General features: G+C 70.5%; 14 protein-coding genes. 7 read left to right on the top strand and 7 right to left on the bottom strand.

Annotated elements, in window-relative coordinates:
- Positions 1-93: 93 nt before the first annotated feature.
- The 4 genes from yczE (at position 94) to OHB49_RS34465 (ending at position 3,619) form a co-directional block, all read left to right on the top strand.
- Entirely contained in the window at positions 94-795 is a 702-nt protein-coding gene (yczE, locus tag OHB49_RS34480) for a membrane protein YczE (protein WP_329164828.1), read from the top strand.
- Positions 792-1,556: a glycerophosphodiester phosphodiesterase family protein gene (locus OHB49_RS34475; protein WP_329164827.1), complete on the top strand. Its 765-nt coding sequence runs from the start codon at positions 792-794 to the stop codon at positions 1,554-1,556. The genes yczE and OHB49_RS34475 overlap by 4 nt, the downstream gene beginning before the upstream one ends.
- 46 nt (positions 1,557-1,602) lie before the next feature.
- Positions 1,603-2,979, top strand: a complete 1,377-nt coding sequence (locus OHB49_RS34470; protein WP_030968877.1) for an MFS transporter — start codon at positions 1,603-1,605, stop codon at positions 2,977-2,979.
- 265 nt (positions 2,980-3,244) lie between these two features.
- Positions 3,245-3,619 carry an RNA polymerase-binding protein RbpA gene (locus tag OHB49_RS34465; protein ID WP_007262928.1) on the top strand — a complete coding sequence of 125 codons (375 nt, stop codon included), beginning with the start codon at positions 3,245-3,247 and terminating at the stop codon, positions 3,617-3,619.
- A gap of 141 nt (positions 3,620-3,760) precedes the next feature.
- Here the strand turns inward: OHB49_RS34465 and fxsA are convergent, their stop codons facing one another.
- From fxsA to OHB49_RS34445, 4 genes are all read right to left on the bottom strand, one after another.
- Positions 3,761-4,339: an FxsA family membrane protein gene (fxsA, locus tag OHB49_RS34460; RefSeq protein WP_329164826.1), complete on the bottom strand. Its 579-nt coding sequence runs from the start codon at positions 4,337-4,339 to the stop codon at positions 3,761-3,763.
- Between the two features lie 56 nt (positions 4,340-4,395).
- Positions 4,396-5,163, bottom strand: coding sequence for a polyprenol monophosphomannose synthase (locus tag OHB49_RS34455; RefSeq protein WP_329164824.1), 768 nt, complete (start codon positions 5,161-5,163; stop codon positions 4,396-4,398).
- A 528-nt stretch (positions 5,164-5,691) separates the two neighbouring features.
- Positions 5,692-7,338 (bottom strand): amidohydrolase, encoded by a 1,647-nt coding sequence (locus tag OHB49_RS34450; protein WP_329164823.1) that lies wholly within the window; start codon positions 7,336-7,338, stop codon positions 5,692-5,694.
- Between the two features lie 68 nt (positions 7,339-7,406).
- The gene (locus tag OHB49_RS34445) at positions 7,407-7,847 is read right to left on the bottom strand and encodes an Lrp/AsnC family transcriptional regulator (RefSeq protein ID WP_024493538.1); all 441 of its coding nucleotides are present in this window, start codon (positions 7,845-7,847) and stop codon (positions 7,407-7,409) included.
- Positions 7,848-8,050: 203 nt separating this feature from the next.
- On the opposite strand from OHB49_RS34445, the gene OHB49_RS34440 reads away from it, so the two are divergent.
- Positions 8,051-8,449 carry a hypothetical protein gene (locus tag OHB49_RS34440; RefSeq protein ID WP_030968868.1) on the top strand — a complete coding sequence of 133 codons (399 nt, stop codon included), beginning with the start codon at positions 8,051-8,053 and terminating at the stop codon, positions 8,447-8,449.
- Between the two features lie 479 nt (positions 8,450-8,928).
- Here the strand turns inward: OHB49_RS34440 and OHB49_RS34435 are convergent, their stop codons facing one another.
- On the bottom strand, positions 8,929-10,101 hold the full coding sequence (locus OHB49_RS34435) for an acyl-CoA dehydrogenase family protein (RefSeq protein ID WP_329164820.1): 1,173 nt from the start codon (positions 10,099-10,101) through the stop codon (positions 8,929-8,931).
- A 385-nt stretch (positions 10,102-10,486) separates the two neighbouring features.
- Between OHB49_RS34435 and OHB49_RS34430 the strand changes: the two genes are divergently transcribed.
- On the top strand, positions 10,487-11,752 hold the full coding sequence (locus OHB49_RS34430) for a glycoside hydrolase family 18 protein (RefSeq protein ID WP_329164818.1): 1,266 nt from the start codon (positions 10,487-10,489) through the stop codon (positions 11,750-11,752).
- A 67-nt stretch (positions 11,753-11,819) separates the two neighbouring features.
- Here OHB49_RS34430 and OHB49_RS34425 read toward each other — a convergent pair whose 3' ends face one another.
- Both OHB49_RS34425 and OHB49_RS34420 read right to left on the bottom strand, forming a co-directional pair.
- Positions 11,820-11,969 (bottom strand): SCO1431 family membrane protein, encoded by a 150-nt coding sequence (locus OHB49_RS34425; RefSeq protein WP_107055265.1) that lies wholly within the window; start codon positions 11,967-11,969, stop codon positions 11,820-11,822.
- A gap of 116 nt (positions 11,970-12,085) precedes the next feature.
- A complete protein-coding gene (locus OHB49_RS34420; RefSeq protein ID WP_030968861.1) occupies positions 12,086-13,456 on the bottom strand; it encodes a peptidase C39 family protein in 1,371 nt (456 codons plus the stop codon).
- A gap of 175 nt (positions 13,457-13,631) precedes the next feature.
- Here OHB49_RS34420 and OHB49_RS34415 point away from each other — a divergent pair, with 175 nt between their 5' ends.
- Positions 13,632-14,261, top strand: a complete 630-nt coding sequence (locus OHB49_RS34415) for a uridine kinase family protein (RefSeq protein WP_329164816.1) — start codon at positions 13,632-13,634, stop codon at positions 14,259-14,261.
- Positions 14,262-14,310: the final 49 nt, after the last annotated feature.

The raw sequence follows: 14,310 nt of genomic DNA, 5'->3' as shown, positions 1-14,310 counted from the left end.
TCCACCTTCCTCGGATTGGCCATAGTTGGTAGCCAATACCCCGCCCCAGAGTGTCATGCGTCGGTCCACTGCCACCACACCAGGGAGCACATCTTGTCCAACACCGCCGTCCCACGCGGGGCGCATCTCACGCGGCGGCTGGTTCAGCTGTACGTCGGCCTGGCCCTGTACGGAGTGAGTTCGGCCCTTCTCGTCCGCGCCGGGCTCGGCCTCGAACCCTGGGGGGTGCTGCACCAGGGCCTCGCCGAGCGCACCGGGCTCTCCATCGGAGTCGTCGCGATCATCGTCGGCGCGGCGGTCCTGCTGCTGTGGATCCCGATGAGGCAGCGCCCCGGTCTCGGGACGGTCTCCAACGTCTTCGCCATCGGCCTCGCCATGGACGGCACGCTCGCCCTCGTCCCCCAGGTGCACGGCCTCGCCGGACGGATCGCGGTGATGCTCGCGGGGATCGTGCTCAACGGTGTCGCGACGGGGCTGTACATCGCGGCGCGGTTCGGCCCCGGTCCACGCGACGGACTGATGACCGGACTGCACCGGAGCACCGGCCGCTCCATCCGGACGGTCCGCACGGCGATCGAGGTGGCGGTGGTGGCGACCGGCTTCGTGCTCGGCGGCTCCCTGGGAGTGGGCACGGTCCTCTACGCACTCGGCATCGGCCCCCTCGCCCAGCTCTTCCTGCGCGTGTTCGCCGTCCCCGGGGCGGCTCCCGCCGGCCGGACCGTCGCCCCCGCGCCGGAGTCCGGCACCACCGCCGTCACCGCACCGTCACCGGAGGAGGCGATACTTCCGCAGTGACCTCCCTACGCCACCCGTATCTGGACCACCCCGTGACGATCCCGTTCGCCCATCGCGGCGGAGCGGCGGACGGGATCGAGAACACGACGGCCGCATTCCGCCGGGCCGCCGAGGCCGGCTACCGGTACTTCGAGACCGATGTGCACACGACTTCGGACGGCCGCCTGGTCGCCTTCCACGACACCACCCTGGACCGGGTGACGGACGCCCGGGGCCGGATAGCCGACCTGCCGTGGAGCGAGGTGCGGCAGGCCCGGGTGGCGGGCCTCGAACCGCTGCCGTTGTTCGAGGAATTGCTGGAGGAATTCCCTGACGCCCGCTGGAACGTGGACATCAAGGCCGAGCCGGCCCTGGTCCCGCTGATCGACCTGATCCGCCGGACGGATGCCTGGGACCGGGTGTGCGTCGGCTCGTTCTCGGAGACCCGGGTGGCCAGGGCGCACCGCCTCGCGGGCCCCCGGCTCGCCACCTCGTACGGTGTCCGCGGCGTCCTCGGCCTGCGGCTGCGCTCGTACGGCATACCGGCCGCGCTGCGCGCCGGAGCGGTGTGCGCGCAGGTTCCGGAGAGCCAGAGCGGAGTCAGGGTGGTCGACCGGCGCTTCGTCCGGGAGGCCCATGCGCGCGGACTCCAGGTCCATGTCTGGACGGTGAACGAACCGGAGCGGATGGCAGCGCTCCTCGATCTCGGTGTGGATGGCATCATGACCGATCACATCGAGACGCTGCGTACGGTGCTGAGCGAGCGGGGGGCCTGGGCCTGACGCCGGCCCGGCGGCGTCCCCACGGGGATATACGAGGGGGTGCGGGTTGAGCGCCGAGACCGCAGACACCGCTGAGCCGACGCCGGAACGCGCCACCGAGGGTGCCGATGCCGAGGGCCGCAGACGCGAACAACGCGGCTGGTACTTCTACGACTTCGCGTGTTCGGTCTACTCGACCAGCGTCCTCACGGTGTTCCTCGGCCCCTATCTGACATCGATAGCCAAGGCCGCCGCGGACGCCGACGGTTTCGTGCACCCGCTCGGCATCCCGGTACGCGCCGGTTCGCTCTTTGCCTACGCGGTCTCGGTGTCCGTCGTCGTCGCCGTGGTGGTGATGCCGATCGTGGGCGCCGCAGCCGACCGTACGGGACGCAAGAAGCCGCTGCTCGCGACCGCCGCTTATGTGGGAGCGGCGGCGACGACCGGGATGTTCTTCCTGGACGGCCACCGCTATCTGCTGGGTGCGTTCCTGCTGATCGTGGCGAACGCTTCGATCTCGGTGTCGATGGTGCTCTACAACGCATATCTGCCGCAGATCGCCGGGCCCGACGAACGCGACGCGGTCTCCTCGCGCGGCTGGGCCTTCGGCTATACGTCGGGGGCGTTCGTCCTCGTCCTCAACCTGGTCCTCTACACGGGCCACGACTCGTTCGGCCTGTCCGAGTCCGACGCGGTGCGGATCTGTCTCGCCTCGGCGGGTGTCTGGTGGGGCGCGTTCACCCTCGTACCGCTGCGACGGCTGCGCGACCGGCGGGTGGCGCCCGGCGGCGAGGGTGCGGTCGGCTCCGGCTGGCGGCAACTGCGCGCCACTCTGCGCGACATGCGCCGGCACCCGCTCACGCTCTCCTTCCTCCTGGCCTATCTGGTCTACAACGACGGCATCCAAACGGTGATCTCGCAGGCTTCGGTGTACGGCTCCGAGGAACTCGGCCTCGACCAGACGACGCTGATCACCGCCGTGCTGCTGGTGCAGGTGCTCGCGGTGGCGGGGGCGCTGGGGATGGGCCGACTGGCACGGGCGTACGGAGCGAAGCGCACGATCCTGGCCTCGCTCGTCGTCTGGACCCTGATCCTCGTCGCCGGCTACTTCCTGCCTTCGGACGCCCCGGTCTTCTTCTACGTACTGGCCTCGGCGATCGGTCTGGTGCTCGGCGGGAGCCAGGCGCTGTCGCGCTCGCTGTTCTCCCATCTGGTGCCGCGCGGCAAGGAGGCCGAGTACTTCTCCGCGTACGAGATGAGCGACCGCGGACTGAGCTGGCTGGGGCCACTGGTGTTCGGTCTCGCGTATCAGCTGACCGGCAGCTATCGGGATGCAATCATCTCATTGGTGATCTTCTTCGTGATCGGTTCCGTGCTGCTCGCGAGGGTGCCCGTACGGCAGGCCGTTGCGGCGGCAGGGAATCCTGTTCCGGAACGGATTTAGACGTTGAAGTGAAAGGCCGGTAGTGTACGCCTTTGGCCTGCCCGGAGGACCGTTACTGCGAGCGGAAGAAGCCAAACCGTTGGGTGACAACTTCTGCCAGATGTGACAAACCGGGCATTGGTGGGTACCCCAACCCTGAAAAAGCAGCGGCACGACGGGCGACGCATGACCGGCAACGGGAATCTTTACCGCCGACCGGACGTTGACCGGATGACGACGACAGCGACACCTGTCCTGTGGGCGACAAGCCCGGGAGGCACGATTCATGAGTGAGCGAGCTCTCCGCGGCACGCGACTCGTGGTTACCAGCTACGAGACGGACCGCGGCATCGATCTGGCCCCGCGCCAGGCGGTGGAGTACGCATGCCAGAACGGACATCGATTTGAGATGCCGTTCTCGGTAGAGGCGGAAATTCCGCCGGAGTGGGAGTGCAAGGCGTGCGGCGCCATGGCACTCCTGGTGGACGGGGATGGCCCCGAGGAGAAGAAGGGCAAGCCTGCGCGTACGCACTGGGACATGCTCATGGAGCGGCGCACACGCGAGGAGCTGGAGGAGGTGCTGGCCGAGAGGCTGGCGGTTCTGCGCTCCGGAGCCATGAACATTGCCGTGCATCCGCGGGACAGCAGGAAGTCTGCCTGACCGCGCAACACCGCACCTAGACAGAGCCGCGGGCCGTGGCACACCGAGTGTGTGCCACGGCCCGCGGCTCTGTCTGTCGTGCGGAGCGGAGGCCGCCGCCTCTCCGCCCTCAGGCGCCGGACGGCCTGCGGGGCGGCTCGGTCAGGGGGTCAGCGGCGGGCGGGGCTTCTCGTCCGGGTGGGAGTCGGTCTCGCGGATGATCTCGCCCTGGACGACCTTTCCGTCCGGGCGGTGGATCCGGGCCTGCTGGAACGCGTCGGAGAGGCTCCCCGGTGTCGCGGTGCGCATCCGCCGCTCCAGGGACTTCTCCGCGCGCCTGCCGAGCATCGCCCGCACCGGCGGCACCAGCAGCAGAAGTCCCGCCACGTCCGAGATCAACCCCGGGATCATGATCAGCAGGCCGCCGAGCATCAGGAATCCGTTGCCCTTGCTGCCCGACGGGGCGGCGGGCGGCGCGGCGGTGGCTCCCGGCTGCCCCGGCATCCGCTGGAGCGTCTCGGTGAGGTTGCGGAAGGCCCGGCGGCCGGCCGACTTCATCACGACGGCCCCGAGCACGACGCCCCCGATCAGGAGCAGCAGCACGGTGAACCCGCCCGCGACGTCGGCCACCACGGTCAGCAGCCAGATCTCCAGCACCGCCCAGGCGGCGACGGCGAGAGGTATGAAAGTGCGGGCGCGCGAGCGCCACGGGGCGGTCGGGGGCGGTGTGCCGGTCGTCATGGTCCCCAGTGTGCCTGGACGCACGTCCGAGCGGGATAAGCGGGATGTGAGGGCGATCAGAAGGGCTTGCGGCCCAGGACCCGGTTCGCGCGGGAGGTGACGCCCCACGCCGTGACCCGCCACAGCGCCTCGACGAGGATGTCGCGGCTCATCTTGGAGTCGCCGATCTCGCGGTCCACGAAGGTGATCGGGACCTCGACCACGTGGTATCCCGCGTCGACGGCGCGGCGGGCCAGGTCGACCTGGAAGCAGTAGCCCTGGGAGGCGACCTCGTCGAGGCCGATGCCCTGCAGGGTCTCCGCCCGGAAGGCCCGGTAGCCGCCTGTGACGTCCCGGGTCTGCAGTCCGAGCAGCAGCCGGGAGTACGTGCTGCCGCCCCGGGAGATCATTTCGCGGGACTTGGGCCAGTTGACCACGCGCCCGCCCGGCACCCAGCGGGACCCGAGCACCAGGTCGGCGCCCTTGAGGGCGGTGAGCAGCCGGGGCAGCTCCTCGGGCTGGTGGGAGCCGTCGGCGTCCATCTCGACAAGGACGCCGTAGCCGTGCTCGATACCCCAGCGGAAGCCCGCCAGGTATGCGGCACCGAGCCCTTCCTTGCCCTGCCGGTGCAGTACCTGGACCTGGCTGTCGGCGGCGGCGAGCTCGTCGGCGATCTTGCCGGTGCCGTCGGGGCTGTTGTCGTCGGCGACCAGGATGTCAGCGTCCGGCACTGCGGCGCGCACCCGGATGACGATCGGCTTGATGTTCTCGGCCTCGTTGTAGGTCGGGATGATCACCAACGCTCTGCCGAGCGGGCCGTATCGCCTCTGACCGCCGTCGTTCACTAACTGCCCCTCACGTCCGTACGCAGGTGCACACCATATCGACCGCATCCGGGACCGAGGACAGACGCGGTCGGAAGGTATCGGGAGCCGGGCCGGACAGAAGGAGGGAAGTACGGACAGAACTGCGGATCGGGGCCCGGCGTCCTTCGGGCCGACCTGGGTCCCGCTGGCTGCGGGTCGACCGAAAGCCGTTGTCTACTGAACGTCCGGGCCCCACCCGGGTCGCACCTGCCGTCCGGTTCGAACCTTCCCTCGCCCCCGAGGCGCGGGCGCTGAACCTGGCTGTCAGTGGTGGTGCACCGGTGCGGCACACCACCCCATGACCCAGCGGCGTTCGACGACTGCGTGGAGGTTCAACCGGTCGGACGTCCTGTGGTGGACTCGGCCGAACCTACCGGCCCGTGGGCGCATTCTGTCAATACCCGTCTGACCTGCAACGTTTGCCGAAGTCGCCTGGTCAGTACCGGAGATTCCCAGGTCGCGGGGAAGCGATGCCGCCTTCGATCGGCGGTACGAAATGTCCGGACGTCACCCGTTCGGCCTTACGTAGACAGTTTGTCCGAAGATCACGGTACGCAGGCAGACCGGAAGTTCACCGCCAGGGGTGAGATCCGGCAGTCCGGGCGTCCCGGACCGCGGGTCCGTCGACCAGCGGGCGACCCGGTCGTCCGGAGCCTGGACCACGAGTTCCTCGGTGCGCCAGACGGCGTAGTCGGCAGGTGCACCGGGCACCAGCGTGCCCGCGTCGTCGCGGCCGACGGCCCGCCAGCCGCCCCTGGTGTGCGCGGTGAATCCCGCCCGTACGGAGATCCGGTGCTCGGGCGAACGGTGGAACGCGGCGGCCCGTACGGTCCCCCACGGGTCCAGCGGGGTCACCGGGCTGTCCGAGCCGAAGGCGAGGGGCACACCGGCCCGCAGGAGACCCGCATAGGGGTTCAGGGTGCGGGCCCGCTCGGCACCGAGCCGCTGCGCGTACATGCCGTCCTCGCCGCCCCAGGCCGCGTCGAAGGCGGGCTGGACGGAGGCGGTCAGACCCAGCTCCGCGAAGGCGGCGATGGTCTCGGGGGTGAGCATCTCGGCGTGCTCGACACGGTGCCGGGCGGCCCGGATGCGAGCCGGTCCGAGCGTTTCGGAGGCGGCCCGGACTCCGGCCACGACGGCGGAGACCGCGGCGTCGCCGATGGCGTGGAAACCGGCCTGCAGACCGGCCTCGGTGCAGGCGGTGACATGGGCGGCGATCTGCGCCGCGTCCAGGTGGGCGGTACCGGTGTGTCCGGCCGGACCGTCGGCGTACGGCTCGTGCAGGCACGCGGTGTGCGAGCCGAGGGAGCCGTCGACGAACAGATCCCCGGCGGCGCCGATCGCGCCGAGTTCGCGGATCCGGCGGGCGTCCTTCTCGTCGCCCACCTGCTCGGCCCAGTAGCCGAAGACCCGCGGGCCCGGCCGCCCGGCGGCGAGCTTCAGCAGCCCGGTGAAGTCCTCCTCGTCGGAGATGTCGGGTCCGCCGCACTCATGGACGGTGCCGATGCCGAGCGAGGCGGCGTGGTCCAGGGCGGCGCGCTGGGCGTCGGCGCGCTGCCGCGGCGAGACGGCGCCGTGCGCGGCGGAGCGCACCGCGTGGTGGGCGGCGTCGGTGAGCGGGGCGTCGGGGTGGTAGCCGGCCAGCGCGGTGACGCCGGGCACCAGATCGAGGAGGGCTGTGGTGACGACCGCGGAGTGCACATCGATCCGCGGCAGATAGACGGGCCGGCCGCCGGCCGCCGCGTCGAGTTCGCCGCGCGACGGGGGTCGCTGCTCCGGCCAGCGCGTGGCGTCCCAGCCGTGGCCGAGGACGACCCGGTCGGCGGGGTGCGCGGCGGTGTGCGTACGAACGAGATCGAGGGCCTCGGCGAGGGTGCGGGCTCCCGAGAGGTCCAGACCGGTGAGGGCCAGGCCGGTCGATGTGGTGTGGACGTGCGCGTCGGTGAACGCCGGAGTGACCAGCGCCCCTTCGAGGTCGATCACTTCATCGACGCCGCTCGCGAAGGCGTCGGCGGCCCCTTCGGAGCCCACCCAGGCGACATGGCCGCGTTCGACGACCATGGCGGTGGCGAAGGGGTCGGCGGGGCTGTGGACGTCTCCACCGCGCAGCAGCACGGTGCGGTGTTCGCTCTGGGGGGCGGTGCTCTCGGTCATGACACCAGTCTCGCGCCTGCACGGAGCGGCGCGGTCCGCACCCCCCTCGGGTCCGCGGCGGGCGTGTCTCAGATCTGCGGGGGTCGTGCCTCGTACGGGGTGGAGAGGACCACGGTGGTGCGGGTGGAGACGCCGGCGAGCGAGCGGATCCGGGTGAGCAGGTGTTCCAGCTCCAGCGGGGTCGCGACCCGCACCTTGAGGATGTAGTTCTCGTCGCCCGCGACGCTGTGGCACGCCTCCAGTTCGGGCACGCCGGCGAGCCGCTCGGCGATGTCGTCCGGCGCGCTCGGGTCGAAGGGTTTCACCGAGATGAACGCGGTGAGGGGCAGCCCGACGGCCTCGGGGTCGACGACCGCGGCATAGCCCCGGATCACCCCGCGCTGCTCCAGCCTTCGGACACGCTGATGAACGGCCGAGGTGGACAGGCCGGTGGCCTTGCCCAGGTCGGTGTAGCTCATCCGCCCGTCCTTGACGAGCAACTCCACAATCTGACGGTCCAGCTCCTCCATGCGGTCAACCTATGGCCCCGGGTCCCTCCAGGCACAGTCGCAGGGGCTCCGAACAGGGCACCTGCACCGGGCATGTGACGAATGCCACAGGTTTACGGATGGGTAGCCGGCGAGCCAGCGGTTACGGCCGATGCGCGACGGGAAGTGCTTGCTGTGGTCGAGGCCGTGGCGCCTTGTCGGCCCACCCGAGGGGGAGATTCTCCATGCAGAGCCTGAAGCTCACCGGACGTACCGAACCGGAGCCTGTCGAACCCGTCGAGGACTCCGCTCCCGACGCGTACGACACTTTTGAGATGTACCGGGTGATCTGCCCGGACTGTGCGCAGCCGATCGCACTGCTGGCCGACGAGGTTGTGCTGCCGGAACACGCGCTGTGCCCGACCCCGTGGAACCCGTTCGTGCTCACGGTGTGCGCCGGAACCGGCCGCGGCGTCGCGCAGACGCGTCCCGCCGACGAGTCGCTCGAGCTCCACGAGCAGGAGACGGCACTGCTGTTGACGCTCCCTCAGGGGCTCGACTGGCGGATGCAGCCCTTCTCGCACGCCGGTGGCGCCGGTTCGCGCCCGATGCGGGTCCCGCAGATGCGCCGCAACGCCGCCTGACACGGTCCGACGCCGCTCCATTGCGGTCGTCCTTGCCGCCGGAGACCTCCGGCAGCACCTGAAGACACCTGCACTGCACCACGACGGCCGGACCGGCGTGGTGCGGGCAGCATCGAGCCACGCCCGCAAGACAGGGGAACCTGGCGAACGGGCGCTCGAATCCACCCGGCAGTGACCCGGCCCCGCCCCACGCCGTTGGCCTGACATGACGCTGCTGCATTCAACGGCCGGCCCTGGTCGCCGCCGTCTCGCCGCTCCGGCCTCCGAAGAATCGGTTCCGCGGCCCGGCTCCCAGCCGGCGCCGAAGTCCGCGCCCGCACCTTCTCCGCCGCGCCCGGCGCCGCATTCGACCGATCCGCCCATCTACCGGGCCATGCTGAGCCATTGGGAGTCCACCGGACGGACCCTGCCGGGCCGCCACGACCAGGAGTGGAACCGGATCATGACCACGCCGGTGTGGTCGGACCGGCCGCTGCGACTCAGCGCGTCTCGGGACCTGCGAGGTGGCGCGCGATGACCATGCGCTGAATCTGGTTGGTGCCCTCGACGATCTGCAGCACCTTCGCCTCGCGCATCAGCCGCTCGACGGGGAAGTCGAGGGTGTAGCCGTAGCCGCCCAGGACCTGGACGGCGTCGACGGTGACCCGCATGGCCGCGTCGGTGCAGAACAGCTTGGCCATGGCGGCCTGTCGGGAGAACGGCCTACCGGCGTCACGCAGCCTGGCCGCCTCCAGGTAGAGCGCGCGGCCCGCCTCGATCTGGGTGGCCATGTCGGCGAGCATGAACCGCAGTCCCTGGAAGTCCGCGATGGGACGGCCGAACTGCTGCCGCCCGGTGGCGTATCCGACGGCCTCGTTCAAGGCCGCCTGCGCGACACCGATGGCACAGGCGGCGATACCGAGACGCCCGGAGTCGAGTGCCGACAGGGCGATGGCGAAGCCCTGCCCCTCCTCACCGATCCGGCGCGCGTCGGGCACCCGTACGCCGTCGAAGTGCAGTTGGGCGGTGGGCGAGCCCTTCATGCCCATCTTCTTCTCGGGGAGGGCCGCGTTCAGCCCCTCGGCGTCGCCGGGGACCAGGAAGGCGGTGATGCCGCGGGCACCCTCGACGCCGCTACGCGCCAGGACCGTGTAGAAGTCGGCGATCCCGCCGTGTGTGATCCACGCCTTGGTGCCGGTGATGACCCAGTCGTCGCCGTCCCGTTCGGCCTTCGTGCGGAGCGAGGCGGCATCGGAGCCCGAGGCGGGCTCCGAGAGACAGTAGGCGCCCAGCAGGCCGCCTCCCAGCATCGCCGGCAGATGTTCCGCCCGCTGCTCCTTGGTGCCGTATCCGGCGAGGGCGTGGCAGGCGAGCGAGTGGACACTGACGCCGAGGCCGACGGTGAGCCGGGCGGCCGCGAGTTCTTCGAGAACCTGGAGGTAGACCTCGTACGGCTGGTCGCCGCCGCCGTAGGCGGAGTCGTACGGCAGGCCGAGGAGTCCGGACTCGGAGAGCAGGGTGAAGACTTCGCGCGGGAACCGGCCGGCGTCCTCCTCCTCCGCCGCCCGTGGCGCGATCTCCCGCTGGACGATGTCGCGGACCAGCGCGACAAGCTGCCTGGACTCCTCGGTGGGCAGACGACGCTCCACCAACTGCGGGGCACGGTCGGACATGACGGCGCTCTCCTCCCTGTCGGGCGTTGCGGCGGTCGCGCGCGCGGGGTGTGAGCGGCGCCGCCGGGATATTCCGGGCCGGGGCCCGGACAAGCACTACTACTCAGCCGATGCTGCCCTCCCGGATTACGAGAGTTGCTGGCCAGCGGCTGTGGCGGGTCGAGTATGCCCGATCGGACGGTATCCGTCACCGGGTGCCGGAGCGGGCGGCCGGGTGGTCCGTGCGGGCCCGGATCGCCATCGGAATGGTCCGAACCATTGACCCAACTGGTCTAGTCCATCTACGGTTCCAACCCAGTCGGCCTTATCGCGTTCATGCCAATTCTGCGCGGGGTCGGCCGTACGTCCCCCCACTCGCAAGCCCCCTCCCCCACGAGGAGCCACGATGATCGGACTTCACCGTCCCCGCGCCCGGTTCCGGGCGCTCGCCGCCGCCGTCTGTACCGCCGCCCTCGGCGCCACCCTCCTCGGTGCCGCAGGCCCGGCATCTGCCGGCGCGGCCACCGCCACCGAGCGCGCCTCGGCCACCGAAGCCACCACCGCAGCGGCCGGCAGCAAGGTGGTCGGATACTTCACCGACTGGGGCGTCTACCAGCGCAATTACCACGTCAAGAACATCGAGACCTCGGGCTCGGCCGACAAGCTGACGCACATCAACTACGCCTTCGGCAATGTCACCGGCGGCAAGTGCGCGGTCGGCGACAGCTACGCCGACTACGAGAAGGCGTACACCGCCGACCAGTCGGTCGACGGCGTCGCCGACACCTGGGACCAGCCGCTGCGCGGCAGTTTCAACCAGCTGCGCAAGCTGAAGAAGCTGCACCCGAATCTGAAGGTCATCTGGTCGTTCGGCGGCTGGACCTGGTCCGGCGGCTTCGGTGAGGCGGCCAAGAACCCGGCCGCGTTCGCCCAGTCCTGCTACGACCTGGTGGAGGACCCTCGCTGGGCCGATGTCTTCGACGGCATCGACATCGACTGGGAGTACCCCAACGCCTGTGGTCTGACCTGCGACACCAGCGGCCGTGACGCCTACGGCAACGTGCTGGCGGCGCTGCGCGCCAAGTTCGGCACGGGCAACCTGGTCACCTCGGCCATCACCGCCGACGGCTCGGACGGCGGCAAGCTCGACGCCGTCGACTACGGCGGCGCCGCGCAGTACGTCGACTGGTACAACCCGATGACGTACGACTTCTTCGGCGCCTGGGACGCGCAGGGCCCGACGGCCCCGCACTCCCCGCTGACCTCGTACACCGGGATTCCGAAGGAGGGCTACACCAGCGACGCCGCCGTCACCAAGCTCAAGGCACTCGGCGTCCCCGCCTCGAAGCTGCTGCTCGGGATCGGCTTCTACGGCCGCGGCTGGACGGGCGTGACGCAGGACGCGCCGGGCGGTACGGCGACCGGCGCGGCCACGGGTACGTACGAGGCGGGCATCGAGGACTACAAGGTCCTCAAGGGCAGCTGCCCCGCGACCGGCACAGTGGCCGGCACGGCGTACGCGCACTGCGGGACCAACTGGTGGAGCTACGACACCCCGGCCACCATCGCCACGAAGATGGACTACAAGAACCAGCAGGGCCTGGGTGGCACGTTCTTCTGGGAGTTGAGCGGTGACACCGCCAACGGCGAGCTGATCAAGGCGATCAACTAGGCCGCGCGATCCCGAGGGGCGGGGAGCCCGAGAGACTTCCCGCCCTGTTCCGCCGACGGCCGGCTTCTCACATGAGGCCGGCCTGGGTGACGAACATGGCGACGAGGACGACGAGCGTCCAGCCCAGGACGTTCTCCAGCAGCTTGGACCGGTCCTCGGGGCCTCCGGTCCGCGCGCGGCGGCGGGCAGTGACGGTGGTTGCGGTGGTCGCGCTCATGGCATCTCGCTCGGTCGTCCGGCAGTGAAGTCCCCCCGTGACCCTTCCAGAGTGCCAGCCGGTCGGGCCCCCGGGGTAGATGACATCGGTCACTGCCCCGGGAGCGCCGGGCCGCGTCAGCGGATGCCGACGGCCGCCAGAGCCCGCTGCTGGGCGGGCGTCGGGTGCGCCGGGAAGTAGAGGTAGCAGACGCCTCCTGTGCCGGACACCACTTTGCCGCTCGCGTTGTAGCGCTTGGTGCGGAGCCAGATCGTCTCCCACTCGTGCCGCTTGTAGATCCGGCGGACGGCCTCGTCGCTCGGCGAGGCCGGATCGTTGGCGATCACATCGCCGTCAGCCGTGAACCCGATCACGGTCATGAGATGGCCGGAGGTCCCGTACCCGGCCCCGGTCAGCTCCTCCTTGAGGAAGGACTGCGACGTTATGGCCGGGATACCGGCCCGGATCAGCGTCTCCAGGTCGGTCAGCGAACGCAGCCGCGTGACGACCGCGCTCATGTCGTCGTACGTGGCGGCATAGGCGGCGTTGAACGGCCAGTTGCCGCAGCCCTCGTACTGGTAGTCGTACGTGAAGCGGGCCGCATGGCAGACCTGTGGGTCGGCGAGGCCTGGCTCCACCCAGGCCAGGTCCTCGGCGGTGGGCCTGCGCCCCCAGTACTCGATGATCATCTGCGAGGAGGTGGGGCTGCACCACGCCTCACCGCCGTTGTCGTACTCCGGGTACTGGCCCGAGTGCACGCTCTGCGAGTAGCGCGGCACCGGCAGCTCCCGGGCGAGGCCGGGGGCACTGGGCTCCACGGTGAAGCGGTCGGGGATGTCCGAGGCCATCGCGCCGAGCCGCCACACGGTCGGGGTGAGGTTGCTGCCCGGGGTGCGGTACAGGGTGAGTCGCAGCTTGTACGAGACCAGCCGCAGCCCGCTCGCCGCGTCGTCCACCGAGAAGGTGTCGGTCCAGATGGAGCTTCTGCCGTCGGTCTGGTCGTCGACGGAGGTGCGGCGGATGTCGCCGTCACCCGCCGCCCAGCGGCCCATCACGTACCAGGGGGTGTCGGTGCCGTCCGAGTAGCGGCCGCTCAGCTCGATCTGGATCCAGGTGCCTGCCGGCGCGTCCGCGTTCCAGGACGCGATGACCTCGGTCGCCGGGACCGCGGACCGGTGCCGGGGCGAGGTCCAGGTCGCGTACTCCCAGGTGGCGGTGTTCCCGGTGTGCGGGTCGGTGTAGTCGGTACGCCCCCGGGGGGCGCCGATCACCAGACCGGGCCTGCGTCCCGCGACGGCGCGCGTCCCGTCGCCGCAGCCGCTGCGCCAGTCGGTGTACGTACTCCAGGAGTGGTTGTCCACGAGGGAGGCGGCCGCCGCGGCCGCGTGGGGCGGGGCGGCAGCCGGGATCGCGGCGGCTGCGGAGCCGGCGGACGACGCCGTACCGGCGGCGGCCGCCGCCGCGAGCGCGGCGGTCAGCACAGTTCTGCGTGAGGTCGGTCGGTTCATGGGCGAAACCCCCGGTCGTAAGCGGAGTGGGGCTGCGGGTGCACGACAGTGCGCCAACTATTGCGGTTCGCAGCCGGATTGGGCCAGCGAATCGCAGTGTGCCGACGAACCAATATTGGTCTGGTCCACTGGCGTGACCTGCGGTTGCTCCGGACCGGCTCGTAGGCTGGGCCACATGAACGACCTCTCGCGCCACGCTTCCCGGCTGCGCACCCTGGCGCCGTCCTGCGGGCCGGTCCGACTCATCGGCATCGACGGCCACGCGGGATCGGGCAAGAGCACCCTCGCGTCCCGCCTCTCGACCGCGCTCGGCGAGGCGCCCGTCCTGCGGCTGGACGATCTGGCCACGCACGAGGAGCTGTTCGCCTGGGTGGACCGGCTGCGCGACCAGGTGATCGGGCCGCTGTCGCGCGGCGAGAACGCGCGCTATGCGCCGTACGACTGGACCGCTCGGCACTTCGGCCCCGCACGCACCCTGGAACCCGCGCCGGTGGTGCTGATCGAGGGGGTGGGTGCGGGTCGCCGTGCGCTGCGCCCGCATCTCGCACGACTGTGGTGGATGGAGCTCGGCCCCGCGGCGTCGTGGGAGCGGGGCCGGCGTCGGGACGGGTCCGCGCTTTCGACGTTCTGGGACGGGTGGACCGCGGCCGAGGAAGAACATTTCGCCGCCGATCCCTCGCGTCCGTACGCGGATGCTCTGGTACGCCAGTTGCCTGTGGGGTACGAGTGGCTGGAGGGGCCTCGCGCGACAGCAGGAGCGAATCATTCCGTCACCCACCGTGATCCTCCTGCAGCGGCATACTGAGCAGTCGGGAATCGACCCGGAACTGCCCCAACTGTGCTTGACCCGGGGG

The sequence above is a fragment of the Streptomyces sp. NBC_01717 genome (assembly GCF_036248255.1).
GTDB lineage: Bacteria > Actinomycetota > Actinomycetes > Streptomycetales > Streptomycetaceae > Streptomyces.
Note: the sequence above shows the minus strand (reverse complement) of the source record. Positions and strands in the feature narration are given on the sequence as shown.

Bases quoted from the DNA above. Each gene is read 5' to 3' on its own strand.
- OHB49_RS34465 (WP_007262928.1), top strand. From the start codon at position 3,245: ATGAGTGAGCGAGCTCTCCGCGGCACGCGACTCGTGGTTACCAGCTAC.
- fxsA (WP_329164826.1), bottom strand. From the start codon at position 4,339: ATGACGACCGGCACACCGCCCCCGACCGCCCCGTGGCGCTCGCGCGCC.
- OHB49_RS34450 (WP_329164823.1), bottom strand. From the start codon at position 7,338: ATGACCGAGAGCACCGCCCCCCAGAGCGAACACCGCACCGTGCTGCTG.
- OHB49_RS34445 (WP_024493538.1), bottom strand. From the start codon at position 7,847: ATGGAGGAGCTGGACCGTCAGATTGTGGAGTTGCTCGTCAAGGACGGG.
- OHB49_RS34440 (WP_030968868.1), top strand. From the start codon at position 8,051: ATGCAGAGCCTGAAGCTCACCGGACGTACCGAACCGGAGCCTGTCGAA.
- OHB49_RS34435 (WP_329164820.1), bottom strand. From the start codon at position 10,101: ATGTCCGACCGTGCCCCGCAGTTGGTGGAGCGTCGTCTGCCCACCGAG.
- OHB49_RS34430 (WP_329164818.1), top strand. From the start codon at position 10,487: ATGATCGGACTTCACCGTCCCCGCGCCCGGTTCCGGGCGCTCGCCGCC.
- OHB49_RS34425 (WP_107055265.1), bottom strand. From the start codon at position 11,969: ATGAGCGCGACCACCGCAACCACCGTCACTGCCCGCCGCCGCGCGCGG.
- OHB49_RS34420 (WP_030968861.1), bottom strand. From the start codon at position 13,456: ATGAACCGACCGACCTCACGCAGAACTGTGCTGACCGCCGCGCTCGCG.
- OHB49_RS34415 (WP_329164816.1), top strand. From the start codon at position 13,632: ATGAACGACCTCTCGCGCCACGCTTCCCGGCTGCGCACCCTGGCGCCG.